This is a genomic window from Candidatus Desulforudis audaxviator MP104C (genome assembly GCF_000018425.1).
Classification (GTDB): Bacteria; Bacillota; Desulfotomaculia; order Desulfotomaculales; family Desulforudaceae; genus Desulforudis; species Desulforudis audaxviator.
On the sequence record NC_010424.1, the window covers coordinates 932782 to 948671 of the forward strand.

A 15890-nucleotide genomic window follows, 5' to 3' on the forward strand; every position below is an offset into this window, starting at 1 on the left:
CGGGGGGTGAGTGCGGGTGCGGTTCCTGCCGGACGAAGTGCATGTTGAAATCAGGGAAGGCGAGTCCATCCTGGAACTTGCGGCGCGGGCCGGCATCACTCTGCGGGGCGCCTGCGGGGGCGATGGCACTTGCGGCCGCTGCCTGGTGGTGCTCCGGGAAGGTGCGGTCCAGGACGCCGATGGGATTGCCGTCGCCGGGACCGGGGCCGTGTTCCGGGCCTGTCGGTTCTACCCGGTGGGCGACCCGGTGATCGAAGTACCGGACACCTCGCGGCTGCACGAGCACCAGGTACTGACCGGTGACGGGGAGGAGGACGCGGCGCCGCTGTGGGCCCAGGAAGGGGTCGATGGACAGTTGGCCGATCCCCTTTTGCGCCGGGTGACCGTCTCCCTTGTGCCGCCGGAGCCCGGGGAAACGGCGGACGACTGGGGGCGGCTTGCCCTGGCGCTAGCGCGGGAGACCGGCGGGGAGGTCCGGGCCGATCTGGCCGTGCTCCGGGAACTGCCGGCCGTTCTGCGGGCGCGGGACTGGACGGTGACAGCGGATCTGGGAACGGCTGGGGGGCCGGAGCACGAGGTGGTGGCGGTTCAGCCGGGCCGGGCGGCGGGGCCGGCGTACGGGGTGGCGGTTGACCTGGGAACCACCACGGTGGCGGCCCAGTTGGTTGATCTTGAGAGCGGTCGGGTGTTGGGCACAGCGGGCACCTATAACCGTCAGGCCGCCTATGGGGATGACGTGATTTCCCGGATTATCTTCGCCGGGGAGCATTCCGGGGGACGACGTCGGCTCCAGGAGGCGGTGGTGAACACGGTGAACAGCCTGTTGGCAGAGTTGCGGCGCCTGTGCGGGATCGAACGGGACGCGGTCCGGGCCGCCGTTTGCGCGGGCAACCCCACCATGAGCCACCTGTTTCTGGGGGTCGACCCGGCCCACATCCGGCTGGAACCCTACACTCCGGCGGCTAATTTCTGGCCGCCGTGCCGCGCGGACGATTTGGGGCTTGATCTCCACCCCCGGGCGCCCGTGCACGTTTTGCCGGGCGTGGCCAGCTACCTCGGCGGGGACATTACGGGGGGGCTCACGGCCTCCGGGTTCGGCGCGGAGGGGCGGACCGCCCTGTTCGTGGACATCGGGACCAACGGGGAAATGGTTTTAGGGGACGGGGATTGGCTGATCGGCTGTTCCTGTTCGGCGGGGCCCGCCTTTGAGGGCAGCGGGATCACCTGCGGGATGCGGGCCGTCAGCGGGGCTATCGAGCGGGTGGGGGCCACGCCCGGCGGGTTCGAAGTGGTGTGCCGGGCCATCGGGGACGGTCCGCCGGCCGGGGTGTGCGGCTCCGGGCTGATCGCCGCCCTGGCGGGCTTGCGGCGGGCCGGGGTGATCAACCGGGCCGGGCAGTTTGAACCGGATTTGGAAACGCCTCGTTTCCGGAGCGGCGACGCAGGAGAAGAGTTCGTGCTGGTCTGGGCCCGGGAAACGGCGCACGGCCGGGACATTGTCCTGACCGGGGCGGACCTCCAGAACCTGCTCCGCGCCAAGGCGGCGGTATACGCCGGACTGCGGACGCTTCTGGCCGCCGTGAATCTCGACCAGCAGGATATCAGCCGGGTGTACATCGCAGGCGGGTTCGGGCGGTTTCTGAACCTGCGGGAGGCCGTGGCCATCGGGATGCTTCCCGACATCGCCCCCGAGCGGTATACGTTTGTCGGGAACAGTTCCCTGCGGGGGGCGCGGGCCGCCCTGCTGTCGGGGCGTCGGCTGGCCGAGATCGGGGAGACGGCGCGCAGGATCACCTACCTTGAGCTGGGTGAGGGCACGCGGTTCATGGAAGAATACGTGTCGGCGCTCTTTTTGCCGCATACGGATATGGGGCTTTTCCCCTCAGTACGGGAGTGTGAATGAATCTTGCAGATTGCGGTGGCCGGCAAGGGCGGCGTGGGCAAGACCACCTTTACGGCGTTGGTGGTCAGGGAGCTTGTAAACACGGGAAATGTACCGGTGCTGGTGGTGGACGCAGACGCGAACGCGAACCTGGCCGAAGTGCTCGGCATAGGGGTTGAGGGAACGGTGGCCGACGTGCTGGCGGAACTCAACGGCGACCGGCGTTCCCGTCTCGGGGGGATGTCCAAATCCGAATACCTGGACTTCCGCCTGCACCAGGTGCTGGCCGAGACCCCGGCGGTGGACCTCCTGGTGATGGGCGGGCCGGAAGGACCGGGGTGTTACTGCTACGTCAACAACCTCCTGCGGGGCTTCATGGAGCGCAAGGCGCGCGACTACCCCTTCCTGCTACTGGACAACGAGGCCGGCCTGGAGCACTTAAGCCGCCGCACCACGCGGGAGGTCGACCTCCTGTTCGTGGTCAGCGACGCCACGGTGCGCGGGATCCGGTCGGCGGAGAGGATTCACCAGCTGGCCGAAAGCCTTGATCTCGGTATCAGGAAAACCTTGCTGGTCGTGAACCGGGTGCGTGACGGGGCACGGGCGGCGTTGGCAGCGCCGGTCGCAGCGACCGGGCTAGAGGTTGCGGGCTGGGTGCCGCAGGACCCGGCGGTGGAGGCGTGGGATCTGGAGGGCCGGCCGCTGGTGGCACTGCCGGACGACGCTCCGGCGGTCGCGGCCGTGCGGCGGGTTGTGCGCCGCTTCGTCCTCGGGCAGTCGGACGGACCGGACTTGGGCTGATCACACGAGTATTCGGAATGGAGAGGGAGAAGCAGCAGATGGCCGTAGAGATTGTGCGCGAGCGATGGAAGGGGAAGGTGTGCGAAATGGTCCTGGGCCGCGAGCCCCGCACCGTGCGTGCTGGCGGCGACACTTCCCTGCCGTTCATCCATTTCGAGGGGGATCCGGTCCGGCCGGTGACGGCGCTGGAGGTGCAGGACATTGACCCGGGCGACTGGCCCGCAGTGCTGCGCCAAGAGTTTGACGAAGTTTTGAGCGACCCGGCGGCCTGGGCGCGCCGGTGTGTGGAACTCGGCGCTGACCTGGTCCTGCTCCGGCTGGCCGGGACCCATCCGGAGAACCGGGATACCGGGCCGGAGGAGGCGGCGGCGACGGCCCGCCGGGTGGCCGAAGCGGTGGACGTGCCGCTCATCGTGCTGGGCTCCGGCGTGGAGGAGAAGGATGCCCGGGTATTGCCCGTGGTGGCGGAGGCCCTGGAGGGGCGAAACTGTCTTCTAGGCCAGGCCACGGCGGAGAACTACAAGACCGTGGCGGCCGCGTGCGTGGCCTACGGGCACAGCGTGGTGGCCACCTCACCCCTGGATATCAACCTGGCGAAGCAGTTGAACATCCTGATCACTGAGATGAACCTGCCGCCGGAGCGGATCGCCATGGACCCGTCCATCGGCCCTCTGGGCTACGGGCTCGAGTACGCCTACTCGATCATCGAGCGCAAACGCCTCGGCGCATTGTCGGGAGACCGGATGCTGGCCCCGCCCGTGATCTGCCTGGTGGGTGAGGAAACCTGGAAAACCAGGGAGGCTCAGGTCGAGGATCAGCCGGAATGGGGGGACCAGTCCCGGCGGGCGGTGCTGTGGGAGACCGTAACGGCGGTGACGCTGGCCCTGGCCGGCGGTTCCATCTTCGTTTTCCGGCACCCCGGGTCGTTGGCCCGCTTCAACCGGGAGGTCGACGCCCTCATGCGCCCGTGGGAGTACCCGTCACCCCCACCCGGTTAAATCCTAAAGTCGCGAACCAGGTGTCAGACACCTTTTCATTGGTGTCTCCCTTTTGTCTTTGGATTGACGGCCGCGGGGATCTGCTTCTATACTGCTTGTATATCTCTTGTATATCTTTTGAACAGGTGGGGCCCGCACTTGATCTTGATCGGTGAAAGAATCAACGGCATGTTCCGGGACATCCGGGAGGCTATCCAGGAGCGGCAGTCCGGCCCCGTGGCCGAGCGGGCGCGGCTGCAGGCCAGGGCCGGAGCGCACTACCTGGACCTGAGCACGGGACCGGCGGTGGACGCCGGGGAACAACCGGCGGTCATGGAGTGGCTCGTCCGGGTGGCGCAGGAGGCCACCGGGCTGCCCTGCTGCCTCGATTCGGTGAACCCGGAGGCCATCGAGGCCGGACTCCGTGTCCACCGGGGAAAGGCGCTCATCAATTCAACCAGCGCCGACCAGGAGCGCATGGACCTCCTGTTCCCGTTGGCCGTGCGCCACGGCGCCGCGATCATCGGCCTGGCCATGAACCAGCAGGGGGTGCCCAAGGACGCCTCCGACCGCCTGGCCCTGGCCATGGAACTGGTGGCCAACGCGGACGCCCACGGTCTGCCGATGGAGGACCTGTTCGTCGACCCGTTGGTTTTACCGGTGAACGTGGCTCAGGACCACGCCGTCGAGGTGCTGGAGACCATCCGCCAGGCGAAACTCCTGGCCGCGCCGCCCCCGCGGACCGTCGTGGGTCTGAGTAACATCTCCCAGCGGATGATTGAGCGTTCCCTGATCAACCGGACCTTTCTGGTGATGGCCATGGCCGCCGGTCTGGATGCGGCGATTTTGGACGTGGAAGATGAGGCCCTGCTGGACGCCGCGGCGACGGCGAACATCCTGCTGAACCGGGAGGTCTACTGTGATTCATTCCTGAAGGTGTTTAGAAAGAATATAGAACGCAGGAGTCAGGAGTTAGAATACAGGAGTCAGAGTTCTGAATTCTGACTCCTGAATTCCGTATTCTGTCCCTCTAGGGGGAGTGACCGTTGGCAGTCCACAAGGTGGGAGCGGTAATGGTGGTCGGGGGCGGCGTTGCGGGAATCCAGGCCGCCCTTGATCTTGCCGACGGGGGTTTCAAGGTGTATCTGGTGGACGAAGCACCGGCCCTGGGCGGCAAAGTGCCGCAATTGTCCAGAACCTTTCCAACTAACGAGTGTTCCCTGTGTTCTTTTTCGCCACAGCTGGCCAGAATCACCCGGCATCCGAACCTCGAGGTGCTGGTGGGTACTCGGGTAGAAGGGGTGACCGGCGATCCGGGCCGGTTTCGCGTTTCACTGCGCCATTCCCCCCGGGGTGTGGCGGCGGAGGCGTGCAAGGGTTGCGGCGACTGCGCCGCTGTGTGCCCGGTAGAAGTGCCGGACGCTTTCAATATGGGATTCGGCACCCGCAAGGCTATTTACCAGCCCTATTCCCAGGCCTATCCCAGGGCCTATGTGCTCGACCCCGAGCACTGTATCGAATGCACTTTGTGCGTGGAGGCCTGTCCCACCGGGGCGGTCACGCTCGGGGCCCCGGAGGAGGCTTCGCAGGTGGAGGTCGGGGCGGTGATACTCTGCCCCGGCTGCGAGGTATTCGATCCCTCCCCCCTTAAAAACCTGGGATACGGCCTGCTGCCGGACGTGGTCACCAATCTGGAACTGGAGCGCCTGTTGAGCGCCGCCGGCCCCTTCGGGGGGCGGCTGGCTCGTCCTTCCGACGGCGCGCCGCCGCGGAGTATCGCCTGGATCCAGTGTGTCGGTTCACGGAACCGGACTCTGGGCCGGGAGTATTGTTCCACGGTGTGCTGCATGGCAGCGTTGAAAGGAGCGGTCACCGCGCTGGAGCAGGCCGAGGGTCCCCTGGATACCGTGGTTTTTTATCAGGAAATGCGCACCCCGGGCAAGGGGTTTGACCGTTACCGGCAGCGGGCCGAACGGAAGGGCGTGGAGTTGCGGTGCGCCGGGGTGGATACGGTCCGGCCGTGCGACGGCGGCCTGGAGGTGCGCTACGCTGGAGTTGACGGACCCGGCTGGCAGGTGTTCGACATGGTGGTTCTATCCGCCGGAATCGGGCCGGGGCCCGGGGCGGCGGCACTCGCCCGGCGTCTCGGGGTGGACCTGGACCGGTACGGGTTTTGCCCGCCGGCGGCTCCGGGGGGCACGACGACTTCCCGGCCCGGGCTGTTTGTGGCCGGGACCTTTGCCGGACCCAAGGATATCGCGGCGGCCGTGATTGAGGCCGGGGCGGCGGCGGCCGAAGCGGGTGCGTTGCTGGCAGGGGCGCGGGGCGCCGCCGGCCGGGAGGAACAGCCGGTTCCGGAGCGGGACGTACGGGAGGAGCGCCCCCGGGTCGGCGTGGTCGTGTGCCGGTGCGGGACCAACATTTCCGGGGCGGTGGATGTCTCGGCGGTGGTGGAAGCGGCCGGGCGGCTGGAAGGCGTGGCCCTGACTCTGGAGATGATCCACGCTTGCGCGCCGGACAGCCTGGACCGGCTGGTGAAAACGGTCCGGGAACACGGCCTGAACCGGCTGGTGGTTGCGGCCTGCAGCCCGCGCAGCCACAGGTCGTTGTTCCAGAATGTGCTCCGCGACGCCGGGGTGAACGGGGCACTGTGCGAGATGGCCAATATCCGCGAGCATTGCGCCTGGGTGCACCGGAAGCCGGAGGCGGCGACCGCCAAGGCGTGCCGGCTGGTCTCCATGGCCGTGGCCAAAGCCCTGCTGCTGGAGCCGGTGCCCTATGTCACGGTGCCGGTTTTGCCGGCGGCTCTTGTGGTGGGGGCGGGCCCGTCCGGTCTGTCGGCCGCCCTAGGACTGGCGGAGCAGGGATTTGAGGTGCACCTGGTGGATAAAAAGGAGGCACCCGGCGGTGCCTACCGTGGGGTGGCCGAAGAACGGCGTCCCGGGACCGGCCCGGTCCGGTCCCTGGCGGAGCAGGTTGTCCGGCACCCGCTGGTGCGGTTCTATCCCGAAAACGAGCCCGCGGCGGTTGAGGGACATATCGGGCGGTTTGTCACCCGCCTGCGCGGCGGGCAGGTGATCCACCACGGCGCGGTAGTGCTGGCCACTGGGGCCCGGGAAGCGCGGCCGGACAGCCACCTGTACGGGGAGCATGCGGCGGTGATCACCCTGTCGGAGGCCGAGCGGGAATCACCCGGGGCCGGGGCCGGGGACACGACGGTGTTTATCCAGTGCGTCGGTTCCCGTGACGCGCGCCGGCCCTGGTGCAGCCGGGCCTGCTGCCGGCGGAGCCTGGCCCTGGCCCTGGAAATGAAGACGGCGCACCCCCAGCGCGATATTTACGTACTGTTCCGGGACATCACCGTTAGCGGGTCGGACGAGAGACTGTACTCCGAGGCCCGGGCCCGGGGAATCATCTTCGTCCGTTACCGGCCGGGCGAGGAACCGCGGGTCACTGCCGCCGGCGGAAGAGTGGCGGTGGAGGTCGCCGACCCGGTGCTGGGGTGTAACCTCAGGATCGACGCGGACCGGGTGATCCTGGCAGCTGCCACCGAGGCGTCCGCGGACAGCCGGGCGCTGGCGCACCTGTTCAAAGTGCCGACCGACCAGGACGGGTTTTTCCTGCAGGCGCACACCACCCTGAGGCCGGTGGATTTCTCGGCGGCCGGGGTGTTCATGTGCGGTGACGCGGCGGGGCCGAAAAACCTCTTCGAGAGCCTCCTCGAAGGCCGGGCCGTCGCCGCCCGGTGCGCCGCAATTCTGGGCCGGGGGTCGGTGACGGCTCCCGGCGTCTACGCCCGGGTGACGCCCGAGAAGTGCGCGGCCTGCCTGGGCTGCGTCCGGGTGTGTCCCTTCAACGTGCCGGTGATCGCCGGGAACATCTCCTGGATTGAGCCGGTACAGTGCCAGGGCTGCGGGATCTGTGTGGCCGAGTGCCCGAACGCGGCTATTCACCTGATCGGTTACCGCAAGGAACAACTGCTCTCGCAGGTGCGCGCCGGCCTGGCCGGCGGCTCGGGGGAGGTGGGAGCATGAACACGGACCCGAGGATCATCAGTTTTTGCTGTTATAACTGTGCGTATGCCGCCGCTGACCTGGCGGGGGCCATGCGGGTGTCGTACGACCCCCGGGTGACCATCGTGGGGGTGCCGTGCACCGGCGCCATGGAGGCCGTGGTGGTGCTGGGCGCCTTCGAGGAAGGCGCCGACGGGGTATTCGTCGCCGGCTGCCTGGACGGCGAGTGCCACTATAAGGAGGGCAACCTGCGGGCCCGGGAGCGGGTGGCCAGGCTGCGGGAGCGGCTGTCCGAGGTGGGCCTGGAGCCGGAGCGGCTGGAGATGTACCAGGTGTCGGCGGCCATGGGCGCCCGCTTCGGAGAGATCGCCGCCGAGTTCGTGGACCGGATCAAAGCGCTGCCTCCGTCCCCGTTGCGGCGGGGTGCCGCCGTCAAAGGAGGTATGTCCAGATGATCGTCGTGGAAGCCAAATCGTTCGCCCAGGTGGCCGCCATGACGTCTGACTGCCGGCGCCTGCTGGTGGCGGCCTGCGCCGGATGCACCGCGGTTTGCGGGGTGGGCGGGGAGCGTCAGGCCGAAGAACTGGCGGACGCCTTGCGCCTGCACGCGCGCCTGCGGGGGAAAGTGCTGGAAACCGAAGTGCGCGGTGTCACCCGGCAGTGCGAACCCGAGTTTGTCGCCGAGTTCGCCCCGGCGATGGGCCGCGCCGAAGCAGTGCTCACCCTGGGGTGCGGCGTGGGGGCTCAGTTTCTGGCGGAGCGCTACCCGAACGTGCCGGTGCTGCCCGGGGTAAACACCCGCTTCGCCGGGGGCTTGACGGCGCCCGGTGTCTGGGAGGAACGCTGCCGCCTGTGCGGGGACTGTGTGCTACACCTGACCGGGGGCATTTGCCCGCGTACCCGCTGCGCAAAGGGCATCATGAACGGCCCCTGCGGGGGAGCCGCCGGCGGGTTTTGCGAGGTGGGCGGCGGCAGTCCCTGCGCCTGGCTGCTGATCTGGGAGCGCCTGGAGCGATTGGGGCGCGCCGGGGTGCTGGACGAGATCGGCCCGCCGCCCGACTGGTCGGACGCGCAGGCCGGCCCGCGGCGTTCCGGGAAAGGGGGCGGGGCGGAATGAGGGGGGTGAGCGGGCTCGCCCGGCTGCTCGGCGCCGGGCACTTCGTGGTGACCTGCGAAGTGGGCCCGCCCAAAGGCGTGAACGTGGACGGCCTAACGGAAAAGGCCGCCCTGCTGAAAAGTTTCGTGGACGCGGCCAACGTCACCGACTGCCAAACCGCCGTGGTCCGGCTCTCCAGCATCGCCGCCTGCGTACACCTGGCAGCAATGGGCCTGGAGCCGGTGGTCCAGATGACCGCCCGCGACCGTAACCGGATCGCCGTTCAGAGTGATCTCCTGGGTGCCTACAGCCTGGGCATCAGAAACGTGCTCTGCCTGACCGGTGATCACCAGAAGTTCGGCAACCACCCCGGAGCCAAGGGGGTCTTCGACCTGGACTCGGTTCAGATGGTGGAGATGGTCCGCCGCCTGGGTGCCCCGGGGGAGTTCCAGTGCGGTGAGCCGGTGTGCGGCGAACCGCCGGTGTTTTTCGTGGGCGCGGTGGAAAACCCCTGCGCCGAGCCGCTGGAGCTGCGGGTGCGGCGCCTGGAGAAGAAAATCCGGGCGGGGGCGCGCTTTGTCCAGACCCAGTGCGTGTACGACCTGGACCGGTTCCGCCACTTCATGGGCCTGGTGCGGGCCCGCGGCCTGCACGAACATGCCCACATCCTGGCCGGGGTCACGCCATTGAAGTCAGTGCGCATGGCCCGGTTCATGCGCGACGCGGTGGCTGGTGTTTACGTTCCGGACGAGGTGGTCGCCAGAATCGAGGCTGCTGCCGACCCCGCCGCCGAGGGGGTCGCCATGTGTGTCGAGCAAATTGCCGCGTTGCGTGAGATTGAAGGTGTCGCCGGCGTGCACATCATGGCCGTCGCCTGGGAGGCGATCGTGCCCGAAATAGTACGCCGGGCGGGGCTGTATCCTCGCCCCGCGGACGACGAGCCTAAGGATCGCAATCGATAGCTGCGAACCCATTATTACTACTAATAACCGGTCTAGTGCTTCGTTCGGGCCGGGTCGCGCCGGCGGGCTTCCTCGCGCACCTTGTCCCGGGCGGCGTCGCCGACCGTTTCCCGGAAATGCGTGTACAGAATGATGTCGAGCAACCGGTTGGAAAAGCCCCACTCGTTGTCGTACCAGGCCAAAACCTTCGCGAAGGTCCCTTCGATCACGAACGTCGAAAGCCCATCCACGATGGACGAATGCGGGTTTCCGGTGTAGTCGATGGAAACCAGGGGCAGTTCATTGTAAGCAATAATCCCCGCCATGTCGCCGTCGGCGGCCGCCCGCAGCGTGTCATTCAGCTCTTCCTTGGTGGTGGGCCGCTCCAGTTCGGCCACGAAGTCAATGATCGAAACATCCGGGGTGGGCACGCGCAGAGCCAGCCCGGTGAGTTTTCCCTCCAGTTCGGGAATTGCGGCGCCGACGTTCTTGGCGGCGCCGGTGGTGGTCGGGATGATGGAGAGGGCCGCTGCTCGCGCCCGTCGCAGGTCCCGGTGGGCCAGGTCCAACAGCTGCTGGTCGTTGGTGTAAGAATGGGCGGTGGTCATGAACCCGCGCTTCACTCCGAACCGGTCGTGGAGCACCTTGACCACCGGCGCCAGGCCGTTGGTGGTGCAGGATCCGGCCGAGATGATCCGGTGGCTGGCGGGATCATAACACCTTTCGTTCACGCCCATGATTATCATTACGTCCTCACCGTTGGCGGGAGCCGAAATCAGGACCCGCCGGGCTCCGGCTTGCAGGTGTTTGGCGGCGCTCTCGGCTTTCGTGAAACGGCCGGTGGCTTCAACCACGACGTCCACCCCGTGCTTGTTCCAGGGGATTCGGGACGGGTCCGGTTCGGCGTACGCGGCGATGTCCTGGTCGTCGACCCAGAAACCGTTCTCGGTGGCCCGGACGTCGGCGTTGAAGATGCCGTGCACGGAATCGTATTTCAAAAGGTGCGCGCACGTAGCCGGGTTGGATAAGTCATTCACGGCCACGACCTCGATATCGGGGTGCCCGTGCACAATTCGTAGGAAGTTCCGCCCGATCCGGCCGAACCCGTTGATTCCCACGCGAACACTCATCTTACGGGCATGCCTCCTTGCGTTTGCGCTGATTTTCGGGCTATTATACCCATGCCGAAGGGCATTATACCGTTGGGCGGGCATGCCGCCCGGCGGGCTTTTGGGCCTATCGGCGGACTCGAACGTGTGGGAAGCCGGCGTGGAGGGCAGAATGTGAACAAGACCGAGCACTACGGGAAATGGTTTTTGACCCGGGTGAAAAAGGCTGTCGGGGACTACCGGATGATTGAGCCCGGCGACCGGGTGGCGGCCGGAGTCTCCGGCGGCAAGGACAGTACCGCCCTGCTCTACATTCTGGCCTACCTGCGGGACTATTCCCACCTGCGGTTCGAACTGGAAGCCGTGATGCTGGATCTCGGATGGGGCGAAGTTGATTTCGAGCCGCACCGGGAGTTCTGCCGGCGCCTGGGGGTGCCTCTGCATATTCACGTCCGACCGGTGGCCGGAATCATCCGGGATAAGGAGGGGATGAACCCCTGCAAACTCTGCGGTAAGCTCCGAGCGGGCATTTTGAACCAGGCTGCCCTGTCACTGGGGGCAAACCGGGTGGCGCTCGGTCACCACCTGGACGACGTGATTGAAACTTATCTTCTGAATTTGATTTTCACGGGACAGATGAAGACCTTCCGGCCCAGCACTTACCTGACCAACACCGGCCTGACCTTGATCCGGCCCCTGGTGTACCTGCCCGAGCGAGTTCTCTCCGGCCTGACGGCTGGCAAGGGGTTCCCGGTGATCGAAAACCCCTGCCCCTACAACGGGCGGACCAAGCGGGACGAGATGAAGGCCGTCGTTACCGAACTGGCGTCCCGGTACCCGAAGTTCCGGGAAAGGTTCTTGAGCGGTCTGCAAAACGTCGACCTGGAAAACCTCTGGGAACAGCGGCGTCCGGGTTCCGTGGCGGACGCGGAAGAATTGCGGACGCGGCGTTCGGCGCCGGAGCCGGAGGCGTCTGGCGGGGCGCGGCGTGAACGGGGGCAACACGGCGACGCTCAAGACCCCCGCCGTGCGGCAGGAGAACCGGGTGGGTCTGCAGAAGGAACCTCGTGACGGCCGCCCCCGGCCCGCGGCAGGGGGCACCCGCTCGGGGTACCCGCGCTAGCGGGTCGGGTCAGCGGGTCGGGCCTCCGCAGCAAACTGGGGAAGAGGCGGCACAAGTGGATCAGAGGCACTATCGTACGGTCTATGTCGGACGCCATTCGAAGTGGGAGCCGGACGAACCCGGCCTCCGGCCGGATCCCGAGCCCGATTTCACTCCGGAGGAGCGGGGGCGCCTCCTGGGGGAAATCCAGGCGGCCGCGCGGGCGCGCAAGTTCACCCTGATGGAGTCGCTGCTCCGGCGTCTTCTGGCGGTCGACGAGCACTGTGCTGAAGCCTGGTACGGGCTCGGAATGCTCCTGCTCCAGGACGGGAGCCTCGAGGAGGCCTACGACAGCCTGAGCGAGTACGCGATGCTGGCCGGCGTCCGGGAGGCTGCGGAAAAGGTGGAACTGGCGCTGTTCTTTCTGGAGCGCCTGGCCGGCGGCGGGGATGAGTTGCCGTACGAGATTCAGGATGAACTGGAAGAGGGATTCCTCGCGGCTTTTTCCGAACCGGGCTGGTCTGACGTCCCGCGGGCCGCCCTGAAAGGGCTGACCCCGCGCGAGGCCGTCCGCGACCGGGAGGGGAAAAGGCAGGTCCTTAAGTTGATGCGGGATAAGGGCTGGTTTCTCGACGCGGCGGTCCAGGCGGTGGAGGGAGTGGGGTGATCGTTTTGCCGAACAGGGACCAGTTGGTTTTCCCCGACGAGTTGCTGCTGGCCGGGGCGGCCGTCAGGTGCGGCCTGATTGAAGCCCTGCGGGCCGGCCCGAGGCCGGTGGCTGAAGTGGCGCAAGTCATCGAAGCGGACCACCGTGCCCTCGAACGCCTGATTGAGGCACTGGTGCAATTGGGGTACCTCGAACTGGAAAACAGTGTTGTGGCGCTTGCCCCGGAAGCGCGGCGGATGCTCTTTGAACCGGAGAGTGAGGACTATACAGGTTTCGCCTTCATGCACGCCTACAGCCGGCTGGGGAGCTGGCTGGCACTGCCGGAAGTGATCAGGACGGGCAAGCCGCCGCGCAAGGAGCGCAGCCCCGAAAAGATCCGCTACTTTATGGACGCCATGCGAGAGCACGCCCGCCCGGTGGCTGACGCGGTGGTTGACCTTTGCCTGGAGGGCCTGTCCCCCCCGCTGCGTCTCCTGGACCTGGGCGGCGGGCCGTTGAATTACGCCGTGCCTTTCGCCCGGCGGGGCGTGGCGGTCACCGTGCAGGACATGCCCGAGGTTGTCGCCCTGATGGCGCCCCTGGTGCCCCCCGGCCTTGAGATCAAACTGGTGGGGAGAGATTTCCGGGAGGAACTGGCGCCGGGACCGTTCGAGGTGGCTTTTCTGGGCAACATCACGCACATATACGGCCCGGACGAAAACCGGGACCTGTTTTCCGGGGTGGCCGAAGTGCTCACCCCGGGGGGCCGGATCGCCATCCTGGACTACGTCCGCGGGGTCAGTACCCGGGCCGCCTACATGGGAGTGAACATGCTGGTTTCGTCAGCGTCCGGCGGGGTGTGGAGGGCGGACGAATACACCGCCTGGTTGGAGGCGGCCGGGTTCGGCCCGCCGCGGATCAGGAGCATTGAGGAACGGCAGGTGCTGGTGGCCCATTTGCGGTAGGAACCGCGGCGGGAAAGAGGGCGCCGGTCAGTCCGCGAGTGGTGAGGTTTGACGTATGTTCGTGGTCGGAATCGACATCGGGTCTTTGTCCGCCGAAGCTGTGGTGCTGCGCGACGGGGAAATGGCGGGGTACAGTATTTTGCCCACCGGCGCCGACAGCCGCCTGGCGGCCGAAAAGGCTCTTGCCTTGGCCCTCGAACGGGCGGGATGCCCGCTGCGGGAGGTGGTTTTTGCCGTGGCGACCGGTTACGGCCGCGTGAACGTGCCGTTCGCTGACCTGCAGGTGACCGAAATCACCTGCCACGCCCGGGGCGCCGTGTACCTTTATCCCGACACCCGGACCGTGATCGACATCGGCGGACAGGACAGCAAGGTGATCCGGCTTGAAGACGGGGGGGCGGTCATCGACTTCGCCATGAATGATAAGTGCGCGGCCGGCACGGGGCGGTTCCTGGAAGTCATGGCCCGGGCCCTGGAGGTCGGGGTTGAAGACCTGGCGGCGCTTGCCGGAGAGGCCGGTAAGGCGGCTCAAATCAGCAGCCTGTGCACCGTGTTCGCGGAGTCCGAGGTGGTGGCCCTGATTGGGCAGGGGGCGCCGCGGGCGGAAATCGCCCGGGGTCTTCTTGAATCGGTGGCCGACCGGACCGCCGGACTGGCCGTCCGGGTGGGAGTACAGCCGGAGGTGACCATGACCGGGGGGGTGGCCAAGAACACAGGAGTGGTAAGCGCACTGGCGGCCCGCCTTGGGGTGCCCATCCGGGTTCCGCCGGAGCCGCAGATTGTAGGCGCCCTTGGTGCGGCCCTGATTGCGCGCTCCCGGGCCCTCAAAAGATGACGACGAAGAACCAGAGGAGCATGGCGCCGGCGATTAGGATTTTGGTGAGCGTACTGCCCACAAAACCGATCAGGGTGCCGACCCCGACGCGCAGGGCCTGCCTGGTTGAACCCCGGGCCAGGAGTTCGGCGGCGAAAGCGCCAAGAAACGGCCCGGTGATGATTCCGAACGGACCCAGGACGACCATGCCCAGGACCGCTCCGGCGACGCCTCCCCAAACGGCGATCCTGGAACCGCCGAACCGGTGCACGCCCCAGACGGTGGCGGCATAGTCAACGAAAACGGTCAGCGCCACGGCCAGGCCCTGACCCGCGAAAAAGACCCAGGTCAGGCCCTCGAAGCCGGTCATGAACCCGTAGATCAGCATACCTACCCAGATCAGTACCGGACCGGGCAGCACCGGAAACACGATGCCGGCCAAGCCGGCCAGGAAAAAGAGCAGGGCCACCAGAAGCGCCAGTGTCGTCATCGACAGGACCCCCTCTGTTGTCCGGTGTCGGCGTTCTTATAAATAATTCTTATAATAATAACATGTATGCGGCTGGTATGCCCCCGATAAGTCGTGGAGCGGAGGAACCTGAGATGCGCGTCGGCATTCTCACCGTCGAACTGTTTCTGGGGGAGGCCGGCTCCCTCAAGGACAAGCGCAGGCACCTCAAAAGCCTTTTGACCCGGCTGCGGAACCGCTACAACGTATCGGTCGCCGAGGTGGACCACCAGGGGAACTGGCAGCGGGCCACCCTCGCGGTTGCGGTGGTCAGCAACCGAACCGCGCACGTCGACGAGTCGCTCCGGGAAGTGGTCAATTTCATCGCCGCCCAGACCGCCCTGGAAATCATCGGTCACCGGACGGAAGTGCTCTAACCCTTCCCCAAGGCCCACCACCCCGAAGGTTACTCTGCCGAACATTTTCATTCCCCGGCAGGATTTTTCCAAAACCGCGTAGAAGGCCAAAGGCTATTCCTGTTTGCTGCAGGAAGGGGATGTATACACCGGTGTCGCCCCAGCTGGTTATAAAATCGCTGCGGGAAGACCCGCCCCCTTCAGGGGGCGGGATGAAAGCAGCTTTTTGCCGGGAACGCTTGTTTCCCGGCAAAAATTTTGGTATACTTAGCTTACCATGGAAACAAAGAAAACCAGGTATGCACACTACAACATCAACTACCACTTTGTTTGGATACCCAAGTACCGGAGAAGGATTTTAGTTGGAAAAGTAGCGGAAGAATTCGAGCAGTTGCTGCGGAAAGTCTGCAAAGACCGGGAAGTCGAGATACTGGACCTGTCCGTGCAGCCCGACCATGTGCACCTGTTTGTGTCCGCGCCGCCCAGGCACGCGCCCTCTGAACTGGTCAACACGTTCAAGGGCTACACGTCCCGGTATTTGCGCCAAAAATTCCCCGAGTTGAGCAAACAGACAGGAAAAGGACTGTGGACGCGCACTTACTATGTCGGCACAGCCGGCACTGTATCCGCTGAGACCATCAAACGCTACATCGAAGAGTGCCAGGACGAGTAGGAGGTGA

16 protein-coding genes are annotated in these 15890 nt (G+C 66.3%); 14 read left to right on the top strand and 2 right to left on the bottom strand.

The genetic code is table 11. The features are described 5' to 3' along the window. Nucleotides 1-16 precede the first annotated feature (16 nt). From DAUD_RS04415 to DAUD_RS04450, 8 genes are all read left to right on the top strand, one after another. On the top strand, nt 17-1903 hold the full coding sequence (locus DAUD_RS04415) for an ASKHA domain-containing protein (protein ID WP_242647889.1): 1887 nt from the start codon (nt 17-19) through the stop codon (nt 1901-1903). Nucleotides 1904-1906: 3 nt separating this feature from the next. Beyond that, a complete protein-coding gene (locus tag DAUD_RS04420) occupies nt 1907-2683 on the top strand; it encodes an ATP-binding protein (RefSeq protein WP_012301973.1) in 777 nt (258 codons plus the stop codon). Between the two features lie 38 nt (nt 2684-2721). After that, nucleotides 2722-3681 (top strand): acetyl-CoA decarbonylase/synthase complex subunit delta, encoded by a 960-nt coding sequence (locus DAUD_RS04425; RefSeq protein WP_041570819.1) that lies wholly within the window; start codon nt 2722-2724, stop codon nt 3679-3681. Between the two features lie 138 nt (nt 3682-3819). Further along, nucleotides 3820-4665, top strand: coding sequence for a methyltetrahydrofolate cobalamin methyltransferase (locus DAUD_RS04430; protein WP_012301975.1), 846 nt, complete (start codon nt 3820-3822; stop codon nt 4663-4665). A gap of 41 nt (nt 4666-4706) precedes the next feature. Continuing rightward, on the top strand, nt 4707-7694 hold the full coding sequence (locus DAUD_RS04435) for an FAD-dependent oxidoreductase (protein WP_012301976.1): 2988 nt from the start codon (nt 4707-4709) through the stop codon (nt 7692-7694). Beyond that, the gene (locus DAUD_RS04440) at nt 7691-8128 is read left to right on the top strand and encodes a hydrogenase iron-sulfur subunit (protein ID WP_012301977.1); all 438 of its coding nucleotides are present in this window, start codon (nt 7691-7693) and stop codon (nt 8126-8128) included. The genes DAUD_RS04435 and DAUD_RS04440 overlap by 4 nt, the downstream gene beginning before the upstream one ends. Further along, on the top strand, nt 8125-8790 hold the full coding sequence (locus DAUD_RS04445) for a methylenetetrahydrofolate reductase C-terminal domain-containing protein (RefSeq protein WP_012301978.1): 666 nt from the start codon (nt 8125-8127) through the stop codon (nt 8788-8790). The genes DAUD_RS04440 and DAUD_RS04445 overlap by 4 nt, the downstream gene beginning before the upstream one ends. Further along, nucleotides 8787-9731, top strand: coding sequence for a methylenetetrahydrofolate reductase (locus DAUD_RS04450; RefSeq protein ID WP_012301979.1), 945 nt, complete (start codon nt 8787-8789; stop codon nt 9729-9731). Before DAUD_RS04445 ends, DAUD_RS04450 begins: the two co-directional genes overlap by 4 nt. A 32-nt stretch (nt 9732-9763) precedes the next feature. Here the strand turns inward: DAUD_RS04450 and gap are convergent, their stop codons facing one another. Beyond that, nucleotides 9764-10840 carry a type I glyceraldehyde-3-phosphate dehydrogenase gene (gap, locus tag DAUD_RS04455; RefSeq protein WP_012301980.1) on the bottom strand — a complete coding sequence of 359 codons (1077 nt, stop codon included), beginning with the start codon at nt 10838-10840 and terminating at the stop codon, nt 9764-9766. Nucleotides 10841-10993: 153 nt separating this feature from the next. Here gap and DAUD_RS04460 point away from each other — a divergent pair, with 153 nt between their 5' ends. The 4 genes from DAUD_RS04460 to DAUD_RS04475 all read left to right on the top strand — a co-directional run bounded on the left by DAUD_RS04460 (nt 10994) and on the right by DAUD_RS04475 (nt 14367). Continuing rightward, on the top strand, nt 10994-11890 hold the full coding sequence (locus DAUD_RS04460) for a tRNA lysidine(34) synthetase (RefSeq protein ID WP_242647890.1): 897 nt from the start codon (nt 10994-10996) through the stop codon (nt 11888-11890). 107 nt (nt 11891-11997) lie between these two features. Beyond that, a complete protein-coding gene (locus tag DAUD_RS04465; protein WP_041570820.1) occupies nt 11998-12588 on the top strand; it encodes a tetratricopeptide repeat protein in 591 nt (196 codons plus the stop codon). Then, nucleotides 12585-13532: a methyltransferase gene (locus DAUD_RS04470; RefSeq protein WP_083756600.1), complete on the top strand. Its 948-nt coding sequence runs from the start codon at nt 12585-12587 to the stop codon at nt 13530-13532. The genes DAUD_RS04465 and DAUD_RS04470 overlap by 4 nt, the downstream gene beginning before the upstream one ends. A 55-nt stretch (nt 13533-13587) precedes the next feature. Beyond that, on the top strand, nt 13588-14367 hold the full coding sequence (locus tag DAUD_RS04475) for an acyl-CoA dehydratase activase (RefSeq protein WP_012301984.1): 780 nt from the start codon (nt 13588-13590) through the stop codon (nt 14365-14367). Here DAUD_RS04475 and DAUD_RS04480 read toward each other — a convergent pair. After that, a complete protein-coding gene (locus DAUD_RS04480) occupies nt 14357-14836 on the bottom strand; it encodes a DUF456 domain-containing protein (protein ID WP_012301985.1) in 480 nt (159 codons plus the stop codon). The two genes, DAUD_RS04475 and DAUD_RS04480, sit on opposite strands and share 11 nt — an antisense overlap. Before the next feature lie 113 nt (nt 14837-14949). On the opposite strand from DAUD_RS04480, the gene DAUD_RS04485 reads away from it, so the two are divergent. Both DAUD_RS04485 and tnpA read left to right on the top strand, forming a co-directional pair. Next, nucleotides 14950-15231 carry a DUF503 domain-containing protein gene (locus DAUD_RS04485; protein ID WP_012301986.1) on the top strand — a complete coding sequence of 94 codons (282 nt, stop codon included), beginning with the start codon at nt 14950-14952 and terminating at the stop codon, nt 15229-15231. A 256-nt stretch (nt 15232-15487) separates the two neighbouring features. Beyond that, nucleotides 15488-15883, top strand: a complete 396-nt coding sequence (gene tnpA / locus DAUD_RS04490; RefSeq protein WP_012301987.1) for an IS200/IS605 family transposase — start codon at nt 15488-15490, stop codon at nt 15881-15883. Nucleotides 15884-15890 lie beyond the last annotated feature (7 nt).

Coding starts and splice junctions, on each gene's coding strand:
- DAUD_RS04425 (WP_041570819.1), top strand. CDS start 2,722: ATGGCCGTAGAGATTGTGCGCGAGCGATGGAAGGGGAAGGTGTGCGAA.
- DAUD_RS04440 (WP_012301977.1), top strand. CDS start 7,691: ATGAACACGGACCCGAGGATCATCAGTTTTTGCTGTTATAACTGTGCG.
- DAUD_RS04445 (WP_012301978.1), top strand. CDS start 8,125: ATGATCGTCGTGGAAGCCAAATCGTTCGCCCAGGTGGCCGCCATGACG.
- DAUD_RS04450 (WP_012301979.1), top strand. CDS start 8,787: ATGAGGGGGGTGAGCGGGCTCGCCCGGCTGCTCGGCGCCGGGCACTTC.
- gap (WP_012301980.1), bottom strand. CDS start 10,840: ATGAGTGTTCGCGTGGGAATCAACGGGTTCGGCCGGATCGGGCGGAAC.
- DAUD_RS04475 (WP_012301984.1), top strand. CDS start 13,588: ATGTTCGTGGTCGGAATCGACATCGGGTCTTTGTCCGCCGAAGCTGTG.
- DAUD_RS04480 (WP_012301985.1), bottom strand. CDS start 14,836: ATGACGACACTGGCGCTTCTGGTGGCCCTGCTCTTTTTCCTGGCCGGC.
- DAUD_RS04485 (WP_012301986.1), top strand. CDS start 14,950: ATGCGCGTCGGCATTCTCACCGTCGAACTGTTTCTGGGGGAGGCCGGC.
- tnpA (WP_012301987.1), top strand. CDS start 15,488: ATGGAAACAAAGAAAACCAGGTATGCACACTACAACATCAACTACCAC.